Raw genomic sequence first — 19,340 nt, forward strand, 5'->3', positions numbered from 1 at the left:
ACGTCTATTTTTCGTCTAGTCGTCCCACCCCCACCCTTCCCCGTGCCGTTTCCCGTGCCTTTTTCCCCGAGCTCGGGGATCGCCTCGGCGAGGGAAGCTAGCTCGCCGAGGCCCAGCTCTGCAAACGTCCTGGCCGCCCGGCGATACCTCTGGATCATGACGGAGCTCCGGTGCCCGGTTCGGTCGGCGACCCAGGTCTCGCTCCGGCCATTCGCGAGGGCGACAGTGATGAAGGTTGAGCGCGTGTCATGGGCGCGCACCTGCTGACGCTCGTCGGAGTCCTCGAAGAGCTCCGGGCGATCGATGCCAGCAAGCTGGAGGTGCGCGCGAAACCGCTCGGCCGCGTGCTCGACGCTGAAGCGTTCGCCGTCCTCGTTGACGAATAGCGGCGCGGAGGGAGCGGGGTTGCCGCGCAGCGCGAGCCATGCGTGTAGCGCTGGAGCGACGCCGGGCGACAGCGCCCACGCGCGCGGGTCGTTCGTTTTGTTCTTCTCGAGGCGCAGCGCGCCGCGGTCAAGGTCGACGTCCTGCACCTGCAGGCGCGCCGCCTCGCTGATGCGTGGTCCCTCTCGGTTCAAGAACCCCCACAGGACGCGCCAGCAGAGCGGGATCTCGGTACAGGCCATCAGGCGCGCGTCCTCGTCGGGATAGAGGCACGCCTTCGCCTTCGCGGGTCCGAGCTTCGGGAGGAAGCCGCGGGGGAGCGGGTTCGTCGCGAGGAGACGGCAGGGGAAGACGGCCATCGCCATGAGCCGGTGCAAGAGCTGCGCGATGTGACGGCGAGACGCGGGCGACATCGCCGGGAGTGCGCGCATGACGCGCTCGGCGTCGTCGAGCGTGAAGGCAGCGACGGGGATGCGGCCGGCAATCGGGTAGATGTGCCGGTCGAAGCGATAGACATCTTGCTCCACACTGCGCTTTGCCTTCACGTGGTCAGGGTACATGCGCGCGAGCTCGCCGGAGGTCCAGAGCTCACCGAACTGCTGGACGGTGACCTGCTTCGGCACCGAGTCGCCGCCGGGGACCACCTTCGCTTGTGCGCCGCCCTTGCAGACAACCTCGACCGCCTCGACCACGTCCCGGAGTGCCCTGCCCTCGCGTACCGCCGCACGCTCCAGCAGCGCGACGATCGCATCGCGGGTGACGTTGCGCGAGGCGCGCAGCCGTCCGGCCAGGTCGGCGACGAGCTCCTTGCGCTGCTCGGCTTGCTCCTCGGTCAGCTTGGGATCGAGCGGGAAGCTCTCGCGATCCTTGTCGCCGACGAGGACGCGAACGTAGAGTCTTCCCCAGGCGTTGCGGAACAGCGTGCCGGTAGGCGAGCGGGGCATGGCGCCCCCTCTTCTACCGCGTTTTGCGGTCGCGCTCACGCCTGCGGCGGCCCGCCGGCGTGGAGGCCAGCACGAACCCGACCTCTTGAAGCACCGCCGCTCCGACCTCTGCCGACGCGCCCAGAACGAAGCGGGCCTCGGCGGGCGATGACCCCCTCGCCGAGCGTCCTCCCGTGCCCACGCGGGCCGCGGGCCGGCGCCGCCCCGCGTCCAGCACCGTCGACCCCAGCGGGAGCCGCAACGGACCACGCCCATGGCGATGGGCGGGCGGTTACGCTTGCTCCGTGGCGCCGACCGCTCCGCACGGCCGTCCGCCGCGCGCTCGCAGAGCCCGACGACGACGGCATCCCCTTCTGAAACACGAGCTACCTGCTCGACGCTGCACGCCTCCATCTCCTCCGTGTGCGGGGGGTCCCTCAATTCTGGCGGTTATGCTCGCCTGTAGTCGCCACCCCCGAAGACCGCGAAGACTTCCCTCATCCGGATCATGGTGAATTTGAGCCAGGGAGCACCTTCGAGCGAGTGGACCAATTACCTGTGGTCACCCACGGACTTACTGACGCTCACCAGACGCCTTACGCTGCGCTTGAATCTGCAGCAACTCCGCGGTTCGCTGCCGCAGTCGATGATGAAGACCAAACATGCGCATGTGCTCATAAACAAGACGCCGAAGAACCCCGAACGGAACAGGCTTTTTGTGCGTCCTCTTCGCGAGAGACCTAATCTCATCTTCCGGAAAACCCGCAAAGTGCTCAAGCTTAATGGCAACATCTACAAGAGCCACACTAACAAGATCGTTCTCCTTCAACACTTCCGCATAAGTCTGCGCAAGCGTATCGCGCCCGACCGCACTCGCAATTCGCTTGACGTACGAAAGCGCCATTGAGTCAATAAGTCCCCAAATAAGCCGAACCGCCTTCTCGTCGTTAACATAAACCGTAGCAGCCTGCCTCTTGAGCGCATCAGAACTCTGCCTCTTCAGCATGCTAGCACTCTGCCTTTTAATGGCGCCACGAAAGATCGCGAGCAGATGCTGGCGATTATCGGCAAAGTTGTCCATGGACGAGCCTAGCGCTCGAAGCCCCAACAGGTAGCACTCCCTGGCAATCTCCACTTTTCTCTCGGCCCTAAGAGAGCCGGCATAATTCCGAAGTATCTGACCAAGAATCTGAAGCGTTTTAAACGCCACATTGACTCCAAGCGTCGACGCCACTTGCCCCTGCTGCGCGATCTCTTGATCGTAGTCATCAACATCATGCCCGACCAAAGCCTGCCCCCCTCCGCCCTCACCCTCACGGTCATCGACATCCATCTCCGCTAGCGCCTTCGAGCGGCTGTCGACAATGGACTCCGAGGAAAGAACAAGCGCATCCGGCTCCGTCAATGTGAAGTCCATAAGAAACGAAAGCTGCCGATCCATATCGCACACTCGAGCATCGACATAAAGCAACCTTGCCTTGTTTAACATCGAGTCGACGACATAATCATCTTTACACACATAAGAAAGTAGCATCATAATGTTCGCACTCTCTTCAAGATGCAATGTCGCAACAGCCGCATCTATGGCAACCCTGCGCTCAACCGGACCGCAGTCGCCAAGATATCGCGCAACGAAATAGTAATAGATATAATGATGCGCAAAATGGTAATAACCCCGACTTCGATGAAGTCGAATAATCCCACTCTCAGCAAGCTGATCTCGCGTCTTTTCATAAGACAGGGACAGCGCATATTCTCGATTGTAGCGATCGTGATGCGCGCGAAGTTCGTCCTCAACAAGATACGTCTTTTTATTTGCGTACATATGGTACGCAAGCTCGGACAGATACCTATATTTCGTGTCAACATCTTCGCTGCTCCCTGTTCCACGGAGTCGCGCAGTTATCAAAGCCTCATAATAATAACCATAGGTTCCGTTTCCGAGCTCCGCCGGGCTATTCGCCTCGATCTGTTGTAGAATTGTAAGCACGAAGAGTGGGCGTACTGGAACCAGGTGCTTGCCTAGGACTGTGTCTATCGTTCTTCGCGCACGCGCAATCTCGCGAATCTCTTCGATAGGATCGACATCGAGCAACTCCTGACCCAGCGAGCGCCACTTTCGAATCAGCTGCTCACGGAGCCGAAGGCCAAATTCCAAAATCTCGTATGACTTGTACGAGAGCAATTCGCCAGTGCTCCTCTCATCACGGACCGTCGCTTCTTCGACATGGAGGATGTCATCGCCAAGAACAACAATCACATCGAACAGGTCCGACAGCGAACGCAGAAGTGCATCCTTCCCATGGAGAGGAAGCCGCAGGCGATGCAAATCGTCAAAAACTAGCAGGCGACGCTCGCGCGGGAGTTGCCTGAACTTCTCAACCTCTGAGGGTCTCGATGAGTAATGGTTAGCGTAAATCGCCTCGATTTGACGACGTGAGCCATCGACGTCTGCCACCGACAGTGTGCCGTGTGTGGCATAAATCGCAATGTAACCCCGACGCAGCGCCTCAAGACAGATCGCCTTTGCGAACGATGTACGTCCAGAGAAATCTCCAGCGTGGATCAATACCTTTTTTATTTCGAAGATGTCTCGGAGCAGCTGCTTTCCTCCAACAACATCCTCAGTGGAACGCCCGACGGAACTTGCCGTCACACTCAAACGGAAGTCTGGATCCACATACAGATCAGGGAGTGAAAGCCGCTCCTTCCTTGGATGTGTCAGCGGGAGCGCTATATCGTCAAGAAACAGCGCAAAATGCTGGTTCGGAGGAAATTCGTTTCTGGATATTTCATTATTTCTATGTAGTGGAATCCAAATAGGATCTAGACGCCGAGCATACGCCCCATCCCGCCATGTAAACAGGTAGGCACAATGCTGCATTCGTTCGAAATCTATGATTATGACGTTAAAGTCACTGTCCCGGGACTTGCCATGGGGCTGTAGGGCACCGCCCTCGTAGTATTCGTTAGTAAAGCCACCGTGGTTCCTGCGGCCATAGGCGTCGCCCTCGTGCTCATGACCGGTTAGGATGATGTCCGCCGTCCTCTCAATATGGCGACGAAGCATGCGAGCGCAGTCGGCACTTAACCAGTTGTAAGGGTGATGAAAGACCGCTACCGCCAGATCGCAACGCTCGCAATGCTCTGAGTCGATAGTAGGGTAGCATAGCTGCCCTTGCTGCTCGCTCAAGGTTGAGACCCAGGACGTGTTGTATCCAGTTATAACAATCTTGTGACCATCCACGTCAACGCGTTTTGTATAACACAGCTTTTCTTCTTCACTTTTAATCTCTGGAATTGCATTAATATCTTTCGCAAATTCAAAGAACGGCTCCTGTGGCTCGACGCACTGTCTTAGAATGCCGAGCGTCGGATGCTGGTGCGGGTTCTTTCGCACTCGATCGATCGCTGCATGACGCAGCTCGTCCGTTCGCTGAAAGTCGCAATCGTGATTGCCTGGAACCACAAAGAACTCAATGCGCAAGCTCTTGCTACCTTGCGAAATTGAATCAGCAATCTCAGTCAAGAACTTTTTTGCAACCTTATACTGCTCTACTGTTCCTGACCACGCGATGTCGCCAGAAACAACAATTAGCAAAAGACGAAGACCTGATACTAGAAACGGATTTATCGTGGCAGCAACTGCTCGGGCGCGGTCAGCAACACGATTGCTGGAGTTTGTGAAGTGAATATCGCTGATGTGCAGTATGGCCATTCGCATTATTGTGCCACCATCATTCAATTGTTGTTTTGGCAAGTGGAGACTTCTAAGTCGCGACAACGAGGACCGTCAGAAGCAGACAGCGATGCGCGGGATGAGCACATCAACATTGCCGTAAAGTGGACACATCGCAGGCAGCCACCGCACGACAGTGTGTGATGACATGCTCCAATGATGACGTAACGAACTAAGTTGACATCTGCCCCGTAATTCACTCACCCTCCCGAAGCGTGAACGCTGGTCCGGTCAAGATGCGCCGCCGTGCCAACTCCCCAGGCTCGCACGGCCTCACCGCGTGCTCATGTGGCAAGTCAGAGTCGACGAACGCAGCGAGGTGACAGTACACCGTCAAGATGCCGGCCGTGGTTGCGGTGCACCTGGCGACACGCGGCAACGCGATCCACGTGTAGCTCGCGAAGGTGGCGCTCGACGCTGGCATGTTGGGCGATGCTAGCGCCAAGATCACCAGGTCGTCACGTTCGGCGTCGCCATGGTCGCGACGCAGCCCGTCGCCAGGCGCGGCCCGCCGCTCTGAACTCCGAGGTCGCGCCAGCTCGGCCGCCGGGAAGCGCTCCGTGGCACCGACTAACGACGCGCCGGCCTCGATAACCTGGAGAGTCGACTGAACTCCTACGGCGACCGCCTTGCTCAAGTGCATCCACAGGGATCCCCACGCGACCAGGGTACGTAGGCCGGCCGTGGGCCATCTGCTGACCCGCGATGCATGCGCGCGGGCAGGACGTGTCGGCACACGGTCCCGCACCGGACCCCTGACATGAGCGGCCGCCTGCGGGCATCGAGCCCTGCTACGCTGCCGGCGTGCCCAGGCGCACGACCGCCCAGATCGCCTCCGTGAACGTCGCTGCGCTTGCCAGCGCCGCACGACGCGACGAGGTCGACACCGATGTCGAGCTCGACATCGCCGGCACGTGCCTCGTGCTGGCCGGGACGATCGCCCTGCAGCTCGAGGCGACCTGCGTGGCCTCGGGCGGCCTCCGGCTCTCGGCGCGCTGCCCCGGGTGCTCCGCGCGGGCGGCCGTGCTCTACCTCGATACGCCGGGCCCGCGCTGCCGCCACTGCGCTGGGCTCGTCTACCTTTCGACACGGCAACGTCCCGAGGAGCGTGTCCTCGAGCAGGCGCTCGCGCGCCGGACGAGGGCACGGGCCGCGCTCGGCGCTGGACCGGGCCCGCGGGAGCCTATCCCGCAACGACCGCGGAGCGTGCGCTTCTCGACATGGGTGCGCCGTCTCGACGAGTTCCACGAAGCCGACGCCGCGGTGCAAGCCGCGCTCGCCGCGCTCGTCCACCGGCTCGTCACCCATTCCGGAGCACTCGGGGAGAAGGCCGGCCTCCCCGCGTCGCCGATTGCACCCACACCTGAGGCGCCCTCGAGAGAGGGCCGGCAATCTTACGGAACCACGCCATGAGAAGCGTCCGGAGACCTCGAGCGTGGGAGGTGGTCCACCTCCGCCTGAACCGCACGCGCAGCTGGCGCGCAAGCTGGCGAGCCACAGGCGGCCCTGCATGGAGCGCCCAGCACCGGGAGCCAGGAGACCGGCGCTGTCGTGGCTGCCCCCTGTCAGCCACACGCGCCCGCGCGAGGGCGTTGGCCGCACCAAGCGGACCCGCTCTATTTCGGCGGCAGCCTGCCATACCTCGCGCCTCCGGAAGGTGCGCTCGCTCGGCCGGCCCGCGGCTGCCGGACCGGTTCAAGGCCGACGGCGGCCAGCACCGCAGCAACCCCCGTCCGCTCGTCCTCCGCCGCGGCTCGGCGCGGTGCCGGGTCACCGGCCAGCGCCTGGAGGTAGGTGACGAACGCCGCGCGCTGGACGAGGCGCAGCTTGCCGAGCTTCATGACTGGCAGGGGGAAGCCCGGCGCGCGGATCGTGTCGAGGAAGACGCGTGCCGGGATCCCGGTGACCGACTCGACGTTCTTCTGCGAGAGCGTCTCCGGCGGCGGCGCCGTGATGGTGAGCCCGTCCAGCGGGATCGCGAGCGTCGCGGTGGCTGTGGCCGTGGGGGTGCTCACCCTGGGGCTCCGCGATCCCCCGACGGGCGCCTTCGGGATCGTCCTCTCGATCGCGCGCATGCCGTTGTCAGCCTGACGATGAACAAGTTGTGCCGATACACGCGCGAGAGCCGCGGATGCCATCCCGTACCTCCGTCCGTTTTGGGTTCGGGAGCAACCGTGACCGACGCTTCCGGAAGGTGCCCGAAACGGTAGTTCTGCGCGCACGGTAGTTCGGTGCGAACTACCGTGTACGCGCCCGAAGAAAAACATTAAGCCGTGTCGCGGGGTTAGGTGTTCTGGGAAGCGCCGGTGAGGGGCCGAAAAACGGGGATTTCGAAGGGCGCGATTTGGTAGTTCTGAGCGCCCCCGCCCCGCCGCTCCTGGAAGCGACGCGACGGTGCGCCACGGTAGGCGCGTCCCGTAAAACACGACCAGCGCCCGCCTGCATCGAGCCACGCCACGAGCAGCCGGTGCTCGTCGTGATGCGTCCGTGGCTCCCACGTAGGACACCTGACCACCTCAATACGGAAGACCATCAAACGGCCTCCAGATCTCTGGCGCACTGGACCCTCGCCGCGCGCAGCACCTTACCGACGCGTGCTTCCGGTGACGTCGAGCGAAAGGCGGGCGCTTGGCCCCTTCCGCCGTTCGCTCACCCGCTCCTCGGGAGCACGACTGCCGAGGCGCTGCTCCATGGTTGCGTCTGCCGTCTGAGCGGCGCGCTGCACGGTCGCGGGCGCGCCTCTCAGGGCGCGCCGGCACCGCAGATCCCGGCAATTTGCCGAGCTCGTGGGGCGGGCTCTATCCTTGTTGCAGAGATCATGCCGAACCTCTCCCTCTCGTTCGCCTCGAAGGAAGCGTCGCTCTCCGTGCGCCGCTTTTCGGTCCAGGAGCGGATGTCATCGCTCTTCGAGGTCTCCGTTCTGGCTGCCTCCGAGCGTGACGATCTCGATCTTGACGGCCTCGTCGGCAAGGCCGCCGCTTTCAAGGTCGAGTCGGGTACAACGCACCCCCTCTCGCCAGCGCGGGTCTGGGCCGGCCTGTGCGCCGACATGGAGCAGGTGAAGGCCGAGCGGACGGGGCTGTCCACCTACCGGCTGCGCATCGTGCCCTGGCTGTTTCGGACGACGTTGCGGAGCAACAGCCGCATCTTTCAGCATCTCACGATCCCGGAGATCGTGCTCCGTATCCTGGGCGAGTGGGAGATCCAGCCGGAGGTCCTGCTCGGTGCGAAATACCCGGTGTACGAGTACCGCGTCCAGTACGGCGAGACCGACTTCGCCTTCCTGAGCCGCTTGCTCGAAGAGGCGGGCATCTCATACTACTTCGCGCGCGACGAGGACAGTGCAGGCGAAGGAACCGGGCTCAGCCGGCTCATCCTGAGCGATGCGCCTCAGAACAACGGAGCCCGCCGAGGGCCTCCGATCCCTTACGCTGACAACCCGAACGAGGCCGCCGGGCGCGAGTTCGTGACCGAGGTGGTCGTACGCCACGAGGTTCGGCCCGCTCGTGTCACCCTCCGCGACGTCGACTTCCGGACCCGGCCTGATGTGCGGCTCGTCGCCGACGCCGAGATGGGCGCCAGCGACGAGCTACGCTACGAGCGGTTTCCTGTCCATCCGGCGGCGTTCGTCGTCGAGGGGGGCAAGGGCGGCGAAACGCCGGTCGCTGACGACCGGGGCATCGCACGGGTCGATCTCGCGGAGGCGAAGGCGCTGGCAGCGCGGAGCCTGGAGCGCGAGCGGAGCGGCCGACGGTCCCTCCGGTTCCGCACGAACGTGCTCGATCTCGCTCCCGGAACCGTCTTCTCGATAACGCATCATCCGCGCGAAGATCTCGCGCGCGACCGGGGGTTACTCGTCGTTGCCTCGACCTTCGAGGGCGATCACGACGGCGAATGGACCACGCGAGGCGACGCTGTGTTCACGAGCGAGCCCTACCGGCCCGCGCTGCAGACGGCGAAGCCGTGCGTCGCCGGCGTGCAGAGCGCGATCGTGGTCGGTCCTCCGGGCGAAGAGATCCATACCGACGAGTTCGGTCGTGTGCGTGTGCAGTTCCCCTGGGACCGCGAGGGTCGCTCCGACGACACGAGCTCGTGCTGGATACGCGTGAGCCAAGGATGGGCTGGCGGCGGGTATGGGATGATGGTGATCCCCCGCATTGGCCAGGAGGTACTGGTCGAGTTCTGCCACGGCGATCCCGATCGGCCGGTGATCGTAGGCCGCCTCCATAACAGCACGATACGCGTACCGTATTCGTTGCCCGCCGAGAGAACCAAGAGCGGCTGGAAGAGCGCCTCATCCCCCGGTCCCGACGGGTACAACGAGCTCTCGTTCGATGACGCCAAGGGGCGCGAGGTCCTCCACCTCCACGCGCAGCGCGATTACACCGAGGTGATCCGGCGCGATCAGCGCTCGACCGTGCTTGGGAACCGCTCGGCCAGCGTGACTGACGGCGACGTGGTGACCGTCGGGGGCAGCCAGAGCACGAGCATCGGGAAGAGCCACAGCCAGACGATCGGCGAACACCAGACGAGCTCCGTTGGCAAAGGCCGCACCTCGATCGTCGGGACATCGGATGCGATCGATGCCGGCGAGAGCCAGAGCGTCACGGTCGGCGGCGGTGTCGGGTACACCATTACCAAGGATCAAACCGTCCACATCACGAACGGCGTCGCGTCGATCCGGATCACGCCTTCCGGCATCTTCATCGATGCGCAGGGTGACCTCGAGATCTCGGCAGGTGGCGTGCTCAAGCTCTCCGGCAAGGAGGTGCAGATCGACGGCACGCCGAACGTGTTCATCAACAGCACGGGGGCGAAGGCGCCTTCGGTGGCCACAATCGGCGAGGCCAGGGCGCCGGGACGTCCCGGCAGCAGCGCACCAGCCGGCAAGGGCGAAGGCAACAGCGGGGCGCAGGGGCCGCGAGGATGAGCGCACCTTGCCGCGCCTCGCCCGGCACGGTGCAGCGGCGCGGCGGCTGCGCAGGTGTAAGCGCTGCACGAGGCGCCGTCGGCCCCAACCTCGATCAGCTGGTGCAGGATGGGGGCGATGGAACCGGCCCGGTCAGCCCGTCGCGTGCTGCTCTTCCGCGGGAAGCGGAGGAGGCACGGTGATCGGCCCGAGGGGGACCTTCATCTCGTCGGCGACGAGCCGGGCGCGGGTGCGCGCCCAGTACCTGGGGGCGAGCTCGAGGTAGCGCTCTCGCGGCCAGTAGGGCATCGCACGGATGACGTCGGCCAGGTAGGTCTCGGGGTCGAGACCGTGGAGCTTGCAGCTCGCCACGAGCGAGAAGAGGTTGGCCGCGGCCGAGGCGTGGTCGTCGCTGCCGAAGAAGAGCCAGGACTTTCTCGCGACAGCAATGGATCGCAGAGCTCGCTCGCTGGCATTGTTCTCCAGGCGCAACCGGCCATCATCGAGGAAGCGCCGCAAGGGCTGCTCTTGGTTGAGCGCGTAGCCGAGCGCAGTGGAGACCAGGCCGCGCTCGCGGGGACGAGCGTGCTCGGCCCTCGCCCAGGCAAAGAATGCATCGACCAGGGGGCGGACGACGGCGTCACGGCGCACCTTGCGCTGCGCGGGCGCCAGATCCGCAAGCCTGCGATCGGCGGCGAAGAGGGCGTTGATGCGGCGCAGCCCCTCGACGCCGAGCTCGTGTTTGCAGACCGCCGCCTCCCAGAAGTTGGTGCGGCAATGCGACCAGCAGCCGACCTCGGTCGGCGGCGCTGCACGCTGCTCGTTGGCAGAAGCGCCCCTCGGGGGCGTGCCGCCGAAGAGGGCGTCGTAGATGGCGTGAGCGTCGGCCTGGATGTAACCCGAGAAGCCGCGGAACATCTCGCAGACCGCAGCGCTGGTATGCTTGGGCTGGTACTCGAAGAAGACGTGATCCTTGTCCGCGAGGACGACGAAGAAGTGTCCTTTGCGGCACGGTCCGGGCTTCTTGTCCTTGCGCTCCTGGATGGGCCCAGGCTGGATGGAGACCCCGGTGGCGTCGGTGGAGAGGCAGAAGGCGGTCTCGAATGCCTCTTTCCGCGCGGCCTCGACGATGGCGCCCAGGGTCGCGCCCGCGTCTTCGGCATAACGGCACATCGTGCCGCGATCGAGCGACGCCCCCTGCAGCTCCAGCTGCTGCTCCAGTCGATAGAACGGGACACCGAGCAGGTACTTGCTGGTGAGGATGTGCGCAATGATCGACGGTGCGAGGAACGACCGCCGGAACAGCTCCTTCGGCAGCGGCGTCGTGATAAAGACCGTGCATGTCTCGCCCGTCGGCGCCGGCGGCGGCGTGTCCAGCGCTGTGGAGCAAGCCCCCGGCTCGCCGGCCGCTGCCGTGCTCTCCGGGCTGATGCTTGCAGCCGGCGTCGGCGTCGGGACTTCGGTCGCGACGACCTTGAGCGGTGCAGCTTCCCCCTCGCCGGAGCTGCTCGCATCCGTGACGGACCTCTCGGCCTTGTACACGACGCGCGCGAGCACGATGCGGCGCATTCCACCGCGCTCGTAGCCGAGTCGCGAGGTCTCCTCGACCCCGATGCGCGTCGCCGTCGCATCGAGCTCGGGACAGGAGAGCTCGATGCGGACGACGGGCAGATCGGACTCGGACAGGTCGCGACGGCCCTTGCCACCAGGCCGTCGTTTCGGCCCCTTGGGGTCGTCGTGCTGCCGCTCGTCGCCACGGTTGCGCTCGGCGGCTTCCAGGGCCTTCTCGAGGCGCTGGACCTCGAGGAACATCGAGTCGAACGCGAGCTGCTCGGCGCTCACCTCGGCGCGCTCCGCCTTCGCTACGAACAGTCGACGTCGCAGGAGCTGGAGCTGCTCGAGCGCACGGGTGTAGGCGCGTCGAAGCTGCGCGAGCGCATCGCGCGCTCCCAACAGCTCGCTCTTTGCCGCGGCGAGCTCCGCTTCGAGCTGCGCGATGCGCTGCTGCTCGGGCGTCAGCGTCGGCGTGTCGGCGGCCTCGTGCACGAGGCCGCTCTATGCAAGCCGGGCGTCCTTGTCGAGCGAATTCGTGCGGCTCAGTGAACGCGGCGCTGCGCGCGTCTTCGAGGCGGGGACGTGGGCGCGATCTCGATGCCGTCGAGCAGTGTCTCGAGCGTGGCATCGTCCACCTCGACGTGCGTCGCGCCCTCGGCCGGCGGGTCGGGAAGCGCGAATGTCCCGCGATCGAGGCGTTTTGAAAACACGCAGAGTCCGCTGCCGTCGAAGAAGAGAATCTTGATGGTGGTGCGCCGCTTGCCAACGAACGCGAACAGCGCGCCGCAGCGCGCCTCGTACCCCACGCGCTCACGAATGAGACCCGAAAGCCGCTCGAAGCCGTAGCGCATGTCCACCGGCTCCAGCGCGATGAACACCTGCATGCCCGCCGGAATCATCGCGCCGCTCCGCCGAGGGCGCGGACCACCTCCGCCAGCAGCGTGGGGTCGAATCCCGCGGCGACGCGCACCCGCGCGCCGCCGACCTCGACGACGAGCTCCGGAGCGCTGCTCGTCACGGCGGGCGCCTTCGGCACAAGGCGCAGAAAGCGCGGGGGCTCGGTCCGCGACAGCCGGCTCGACCAGCCGTGCAGCGTCGAGGCCGCAAATCCGCGCCTCCGTGCGAACTCCTCCGCCGTTTCACCGCTCTGGCGCCACACCCGAACGCGCTCGGCCCACATCGCTTCCGTCGCCTTCGTCCTTGTCATGCACGCCATCATGAACTGGACAGCGCGGCCGGGGTGAGACGGCGCTTCACGCAACGCTTACGCGCAGGTAGCGCCTTGACGCCGGGGCGGGCGTGGTGCTTTCAAGGCGAGCGCCGCACGCTCAGCGCGGCGCGTCACGCCAGCGACGCCAGCGGGGAGCCCGAGACATGCCGCGTTACGAGAACTCCGACGTGTCCTTCGACGTACCGCGCGACTGGGAGGACCGCTCGATCGTCGCCTTCGCGGCTTCGCCCGAGCCGGGCCAGGCCACGACCGCCAGCGTGGTGATGACGCGCGACGCGCTCGCGGCGGGCGAGGATCTCCGCAAGTACGGCGACCGGCAGCTCTTGGAGCTGGCCAAGCGGCTCGAAGGGTTTCAGTTGCTGGCGCGGCACGAGCGCGCGGTTGGCGGCCGGCCAGGGCTGGAGCTGCGCTTCGCGTGGCATGGCCAGAGCGGGCCGCTCGAGCAGCGGCTCCTGTTCGTGGCAGGGCGTCGGCCGACGGTGCTGAGCTTCACGGCGACGATTCCGAGGGACGAGGTCGCACGGCTCGACCCGATGTTCGATAGAATCTTCGCGAGCGTCAGGATCGCGGGCTTGCCCGAGGGCTGACGTCTCGCCTTCCCCGTCGAGGTTCCTGCGGAAGCGAGTGCCATCGAGGATCCCCTGGCTGAGCAGAGGCCAGCTCACAGCCTGCCGCCCTGGAGCTCCTCCAACGACGCGACCCTGCCGAGCGCGAGCGCCTTTAGGGCAACCCGGCTGCTTTCGGCTTGGTCCTGCCTGAGGTGCGCCTCCGCGACGAGGCGCACGCGCAGCCTGGGCAGCATCGGCAGCCACGGCGCGAGGCGCTTCGGCAGGTACACCGGCAGCGCATCCTGTCCGCCCGCCCCGAGCAGCGCGCGGATCCAGGTGTCGCCCAGCACGGCGCGGGTCTGGTACCGCCGCTGCTCGAGCAGGAGCCGCTCCGCCTGTGTCTCGATGCGCGCGGCGGCCAGCGGACGGCTTGGCAGCGGAAGTCGCTCCTTGATCTGCTGCGTCAAGCTGACGGCCGCGCCGGTCGCTCCCTCGGGGTAGGGCGACCTCAGGAGCTCGCTGGCCAGGTCCACCGCCTCCTTCAGGCTCCTGTCCGCGCCTGCGAGCGGGGCGACCACGGCGAGGGTCGCCTTGAGCGCCTCGATCTCGTCGAAGACGAACCGGAGCTCGCCCTCTACGAGCACGAGCGGCGGCGTGAAGCGGCCCTTTTCGCTGATGGACGCAAGGATGGCTTGCGGCACGCCGCTCGGCTCGATCCGTGTGCCGTTGGTGAGCAGGCCGGCGAGGTGGTGGTGATCTTTGGGAGAACCCGCATCGCCAGCCGGCAGGTCGTGGCGCGGATCGAGCGCCCCGAAGTCGAGATCGAGGATCACGTCGCTCCACGAAGCGCGGATGCGCGGGAGCGCCTTCGCCTCGAACCAGAGAAGCTCGACGATCTCGGCGGGCGGCTCGGTCGAGAGCTCCCGCGTCGGCGGCGGCAACCGCAGCCCGGGCGCGGCCATCCCCGCATGGCGCGCCAGGACCGGTGTCGCGTCGCGGCCCGCGCGCTCGACAGGCTCCGCGAGCTGCCCGACCGTGAGCGCCGGCATCGTGACGCGCTTGGCCCACGGGCTCGCGCGCTCCGCGGCCGGAGCGATGGCATCGCGCGTCGTTGCAGGCGGCGGAGATGGAGGCAGCGGCTCGGTCAAGCAGGCCGCTAAGCTTGCCGTCGGAAGCGCGAGCGGCAGAGGCAGCGGCGCCATGAGCGCGATCGGTGCCGCGCGGATCTCAGGGGCGACAGGCTTGTGGAACGCCAGCGTTGGCGTCGACCGGCTCACGCGCGGAGCGCCATCCGGCCCGCGCTCCGCCGCCGCCCACGGCAGTACCGGAATCTCGGAGAGCAGTGCATGGCCCACCGGCTCGATCTCCTCCGTCTGCGCGACCTGTGCGACCGGGGGGTCGCGATGACCGGACTCAGGGGGCATGACCGGCACGATCTAACAGGAAGATTGCCTCGCAGACGAGCGCGTCAGGTGCCGACAGGGGGCGCGGGAACTGGTAGTGGCCGGTTTTGACTGAAACTGGCTGGATCCGGCCAGTCTGACGATCTCGTGCGCTAGTTTCGGCGCAAGGAAGTGCGGCCCGCGGGTGTTGGTAGCACCCCGGGCCGCGTGGCCGAACCCCGCTCGCACGAGGTCCGACATGCTGACCGTAGTTCGCCCGCCGTCCGCGGGCCAAGGGAGCGGCGCGCCCGCGCGCCGCCGCTCGCCCGCTCTCCTCATAGAGACTGAGATCCGCCGTCCGCGCACGCTGGCCGGCGTCGCCCGTCGCTCGCCCGCGCTCCTGCTACGCGCCCGCCCCGCCTGGCGCGCCCCCGTGGCGCGCCTGCTCGGCGCACCTCTCGCTACAGTCTGCGGGAGGAGCGGATGAAGCGCCCGCGGAAGGGGGCCCGCCGCCCGCCTGCCGCACTACATCCCAGGAAGAAGCCGACGATGGAGGCGATCATGGCCGAGCGCGGGATCGTCCTGGCGACGCTCACCGGCATCCCGAAGCGGGACCGCGCCGACGTGGAAGCCGAGGTGTTGCTCAACGCCTGGAACGCTGTGCGCCGGGGGATGTACCGGCCCGACCCGCGGGACAAGCCCCGCGACGCGCTGAGGAAGCGGTTCCACGGCATCGCCTGGCGCATCGCCTCGCACTACATCCACAGCGCGTACGTGCGCCGCGCCGTGCTCCATCCGAGCCCGCTTGGGCTGCTTCGCGAACCGGTCGGGCCGAGCTTGGAGGCGCAGATCGCTGCGCGCCAGGTGCTGGAGGCGCTGGCCAGCCTGCCGGACTGGCAGGTCGAGGCGCTGCTCTCCGTAGACGATCCGGAGAGCCTGGCCGCATACGCCCGGCGGCGCGGCATGAACCAGAGCCCCGCGGCAAGCCGCTTGCGCATCGCCCGGGAGGCGCTCGCCCTCAAGCTCCGGAGGTGACGACGATGAGTCACCGAGCTGGGAAGCGCTGCGTCCTCACCGAGGAGCACCTCTCCTAAATCCCCGAACGGGCCGTCACGATGCCCTTGGCCGGACGGCTACGTTTTCCCGGCGCGCCCGCTCCTCCTAGTGCTTCGGCACGATTCTGATGAACCATCGACTTGCTAGAATCCGGCCGTCGCCGTTTCGAGCAGCACGATGGAGCAACAGCGTCGCGGGGAGGCACTAGCTGTCATCGCTCTCAGTCGATCGCGGCGTCACCGGCCCGGGATCCGGATGTTACCAGCGAGGCCGACGCCCCTGCTGTCGCCGTTCTGCGCCCGTGCCTCTGCCACGGGCTGCATGGCCGAGGCACGGGGATGCGCGACCACCAGCAGTGCGCGGCTCTGCAGATCGTGGGAGGGCGCGGTCTCCCGTCCCGCGTCGATCGACCCGCCAACGCCGGCCGGGTTGCTTACCCTTCGCTCAGAGGGCGAGAGAGTTCCAATCGATGGCCTCTAGACATAGCTCGCTGATGGGCGTAGGTATGATCCATGTTGAAGGTTCTCGCGCACTCATGCTCGTCGACGAACATGCAACATCTGGTGAATTTCTTCGTAGGCAAGGGCAACCATGACTCCAGCGTAACGCTCACGACCTTAGAGTCAGCAGCGTCCAGAGTAGTTCAGCACAGCATTTCGAGACATAACAAAATGTTGCGAGTTGATCATGGAAGCGCTTCGCGTTAAGAATCTGCGTTGCTTGGGTGACACTAAGAGCGTTCCAATAAAGCCGATCACTCTACTCGTTGGACGCAACAGTTCCGGCAAGAGCACATTCCTCCGTATCTTTCCACTGCTTCGGCAGAGCGTTGAAACCGCGACGGAAAGTCCGCTGCTTTGGTACGGGCGCTACGTTGACTTAGGATCTATACAGACCGCAGTCGGCACCCAATCAGCGACCAATAGTGTTACATTTGAGTTCTCGCTGAAGCTAAAAGGTGCAGGCGTCACTGCCACTGAACAACGGCTTACAGTTGCGATGGAGCTGGCAGAAGACGCGACAACACATGGTGCATACGTATCCTCATACGAGATCCGCGTAGCGGAGCATGTTGCGCGTCTGCGCTTTACACCGAATGGGCGCGCTGAAAAATTCACCGTCAACAAACTAAATGTGCTTGAGCATTGCCCATCCCTGTATCTTCGCAGTCCTGCCTTCATTATCCCGTCGACTCAAGCTCAAGCATCAACTAATATTGAGTATCTTCCTGTTACTCTTCCGCTTCGTTTCCATGCACGGTGGCCGCGTCAATCGCCGGAATACTCTGCCCTGGTGAAGCAACTGTACTCACTCTTCCACGGCAACACTTCGCCGTCCACAGTCGAGCTCCTAGCTGAAGAGCTTCGCGTAGGTTCTCGGGAAGCAATGTTTGCGCAGCTAAAAGGTCACAATGCCGGTCCGTCTTATAAACAGAGGGCTGCTCAACTCAGCTTAGACAGTTATGAGTTCCGCCGGATCGTAGATTGGACCATTGCTGCCATGGTGCCCGAGATATTAGGCGCCTTCGATCAACGGATCGCAGATTTTATGGCCCGCGTTGCATATCTCGGTCCGCAGCGAACGCTCACTGAGCGTTCTTATCGGATCCAAGATCTATCGGTGAGTGAGGTCGCTCCTCATGGCGAGAATCTGGCCATGTTCCTACGATCTTTGTCAAAGACAGACATCAACAGCTTTTCCGCGTTTACGCGTGAATACCTTGGGTTCGAGTCATCTACGCAAGGCGATGGGCTTCACGCGGAGATCCGTATAAAGGAATCTGGAAGTGCTACAGATGCCAATTTGGTGGATGTAGGATTCGGTTATTCACAGGTGTTACCGCTCGCTGCGATACTATGGTCGACCTGCTGCCGCGACAACAAGCCTGGACGCTACGCGACATCTCTGCTTGCTATTGAGCAGCCGGAGCTACATCTCCACCCAGCTCACCAGGCAAAGCTCGCGCGCATGCTCGTCGGTGCACTACACGAGAGCAGGAAAGCGGGCCGAGAGATTCGGCTGATGGTCGAAACGCATAGTGAAGCTATCGTGAATGGTACGGGCGAGCTTGTGCACAACCAAATTCTCGCTCCAGACGATGTGCAGATCGTCTTGTTTGAGCATAGTGAGGAGACGCGGCAGACATCCGTGCGCTTAGCAGGGTATGATGAAGACGGTGCGCTTCGTAATTGGCCGTTTGGTTTCTTTGCGCCTGTCGCGGATGACTGACCATGCTTATACATATCGACACTTCCTCGATTGAGGATGCGACGAATTGCAATAGTGCGTCGAGAGATCGGTCGCTCTTGTGTATCCGCAACGCACTTCTGGCCCACGAGCAAGGGAAGCACATTGTTTCGTTTGCTCTCGAAGATATTGCTCGTCTATCAGGCGGTTCCTTGGGTTCCTCGAATGCGGCAGGTACCCTTCTCAAGATCCGAGGACATCAAGCGGAGATCGCGGCACTTCGAAAGCACATGGCATGGTCGCTGGAGCTTGGTGTCGGGCCATTGTTTGACAGCGGCGGGTCCATCACTCATGGGGCGCGCACGGTCGTGCGAGCACATCTTCACGAGTTTGAGGATTATGAACGTCTCGGCCGCTCGATCCTGCTCGGCGAAAATCTCGTTGACGCCGACCTGTATGCAGAGCTTGGGCGCGCTTACGCTGCCATCAAGGGATGGAGGGTGGACATGTCCTACGATCGACGTGGCGGAGGGGGGAGCCAGATCGCGTCGAGCTATCAGCGGGTAGCGGATGAAGGTCGGATTATCATAGCGATAGCAGATAGCGACCGACGGTGCCCCGGCGGTTCAATTGGACCTACCGCAAAGGCGCTACAGCAAAGCGGATCGAATAGGCCAGGGTTCCAGTGCGTGGTCGTGCTGCAAGTGAGGGCGGCGGAGAATTTGCTGCCGTTTGCATTGTACGAAGAAGCGTTAGGTCCGCACGAGATCAGTCCATCTGTACCTGAGCGCCTGATGAGGTTAGAAAAGTCAGTGTCCGTGCCTCTACGGTCGTACGCAGAATTGAAGCACGGAATCAAGTTGCTCCAGATCGAAAAAATGGACTCGCATAGTTCTGAATGCAAGTTCCTATCTGAGATATGCCGAGTTGCGAGGCGCGACGGCTGCTCGGCGTCTATACCGTGCACCACAGAAATCGAGTGTCGTTGCGTTGTTGTGGATGGCTTGGGTGCGGGTGCGCTGGACAAAGTGGTCAGCTGGGCTCGAAAGCAAGCGCCAAAGCGTGTTGCAAGAATTGTAAATGTAGACCGGGATCCGATGCTCGATCGGCTCTGCGTCCAGTTAGTGGCGTGGGGAATTGCCTTTCGCAAGCGTCCGGCCTAAACGAGGACGACGATTCAGAGGAAGCTTCGCCTTGTATGCTGTGCCGTCCCGCGCTCTACGCGTGGGGTTGTCCCACGCTGACGTCGTGAAATCCGGATGTCCGGCGCAAGGTCCGGCGCCCCTGGAAGGCGAGCGCCGGGCGTTATCGCACGTCGCGCCGGGGGTGACGTCGGGGTGCTCCAAGGACATCATCGTCCGGCGCGATGCTCGCCGCGAGGCGACGCCGGCGGACGGTGGCGCGGAGGTGAAACTGAAGCGCCGCCG

Annotated in this window: 11 protein-coding genes and 1 pseudogene; 5 read left to right on the forward strand and 7 right to left on the reverse strand. The window is 64.1% G+C overall.

Features of this window, described 5'->3' with window-relative positions; translation table 11 throughout:
• Positions 1–191 precede the first annotated feature (191 nt).
• A pseudogene (locus tag WMF12_RS31990) lies at positions 192–1,721 on the reverse strand (tyrosine-type recombinase/integrase); the annotation flags it as partial.
• Between the two features lie 160 nt (positions 1,722–1,881).
• Entirely contained in the window at positions 1,882–5,025 is a 3,144-nt protein-coding gene (locus WMF12_RS31995; RefSeq protein WP_437851479.1) for a metallophosphoesterase, read from the reverse strand.
• An 825-nt stretch (positions 5,026–5,850) separates the two neighbouring features.
• Between WMF12_RS31995 and WMF12_RS32000 the strand changes: the two genes are divergently transcribed.
• The gene (locus WMF12_RS32000) at positions 5,851–6,459 is read left to right on the forward strand and encodes a hypothetical protein (protein WP_437851481.1); all 609 of its coding nucleotides are present in this window, start codon (positions 5,851–5,853) and stop codon (positions 6,457–6,459) included.
• A 203-nt stretch (positions 6,460–6,662) separates the two neighbouring features.
• Here the strand turns inward: WMF12_RS32000 and WMF12_RS32005 are convergent, their stop codons facing one another.
• The gene (locus WMF12_RS32005) at positions 6,663–7,061 is read right to left on the reverse strand and encodes a hypothetical protein (RefSeq protein ID WP_437851483.1); all 399 of its coding nucleotides are present in this window, start codon (positions 7,059–7,061) and stop codon (positions 6,663–6,665) included.
• A gap of 452 nt (positions 7,062–7,513) precedes the next feature.
• On the opposite strand from WMF12_RS32005, the gene WMF12_RS32010 reads away from it, so the two are divergent.
• Positions 7,514–9,976: a type VI secretion system Vgr family protein gene (locus tag WMF12_RS32010; protein WP_437851485.1), complete on the forward strand. Its 2,463-nt coding sequence runs from the start codon at positions 7,514–7,516 to the stop codon at positions 9,974–9,976.
• 132 nt (positions 9,977–10,108) lie between these two features.
• Here the strand turns inward: WMF12_RS32010 and tnpC are convergent, their stop codons facing one another.
• Genes tnpC through tnpA form a run of 3 tightly spaced genes read right to left on the reverse strand, consistent with a single transcriptional unit; the run spans position 10,109 to position 12,716 of the window.
• Complete coding sequence (gene tnpC / locus WMF12_RS32015) at positions 10,109–12,001, reverse strand: IS66 family transposase (RefSeq protein ID WP_437851487.1); 1,893 nt, start codon at positions 11,999–12,001, stop codon at positions 10,109–10,111.
• Between the two features lie 50 nt (positions 12,002–12,051).
• Complete coding sequence (gene tnpB, locus WMF12_RS32020) at positions 12,052–12,393, reverse strand: IS66 family insertion sequence element accessory protein TnpB (RefSeq protein WP_437851489.1); 342 nt, start codon at positions 12,391–12,393, stop codon at positions 12,052–12,054.
• An 11-nt stretch (positions 12,394–12,404) separates the two neighbouring features.
• Entirely contained in the window at positions 12,405–12,716 is a 312-nt protein-coding gene (gene tnpA, locus WMF12_RS32025) for an IS66 family insertion sequence element accessory protein TnpA (protein ID WP_437851491.1), read from the reverse strand.
• A 167-nt stretch (positions 12,717–12,883) separates the two neighbouring features.
• Between tnpA and WMF12_RS32030 the strand changes: the two genes are divergently transcribed.
• Positions 12,884–13,327: a DcrB-related protein gene (locus WMF12_RS32030; protein ID WP_437851493.1), complete on the forward strand. Its 444-nt coding sequence runs from the start codon at positions 12,884–12,886 to the stop codon at positions 13,325–13,327.
• Positions 13,328–13,401: 74 nt separating this feature from the next.
• On the opposite strand, the gene WMF12_RS32035 is transcribed toward WMF12_RS32030, so the two are convergent.
• Positions 13,402–14,712 (reverse strand): hypothetical protein, encoded by a 1,311-nt coding sequence (locus WMF12_RS32035; RefSeq protein ID WP_437851494.1) that lies wholly within the window; start codon positions 14,710–14,712, stop codon positions 13,402–13,404.
• A gap of 441 nt (positions 14,713–15,153) precedes the next feature.
• On the opposite strand from WMF12_RS32035, the gene WMF12_RS32040 reads away from it, so the two are divergent.
• The gene (locus tag WMF12_RS32040) at positions 15,154–15,705 is read left to right on the forward strand and encodes a sigma-70 family RNA polymerase sigma factor (protein ID WP_437851496.1); all 552 of its coding nucleotides are present in this window, start codon (positions 15,154–15,156) and stop codon (positions 15,703–15,705) included.
• A gap of 708 nt (positions 15,706–16,413) precedes the next feature.
• A complete protein-coding gene (locus WMF12_RS32045; RefSeq protein ID WP_437851498.1) occupies positions 16,414–17,955 on the forward strand; it encodes an AAA family ATPase in 1,542 nt (513 codons plus the stop codon).
• Positions 17,956–19,340: the final 1,385 nt, after the last annotated feature.

The organism is Sorangium sp. So ce363 (assembly GCF_051520435.1).
In the GTDB taxonomy this organism is placed as follows: Bacteria; Myxococcota_A; Polyangia; order Polyangiales; family Polyangiaceae; genus Sorangium; species Sorangium cellulosum_B.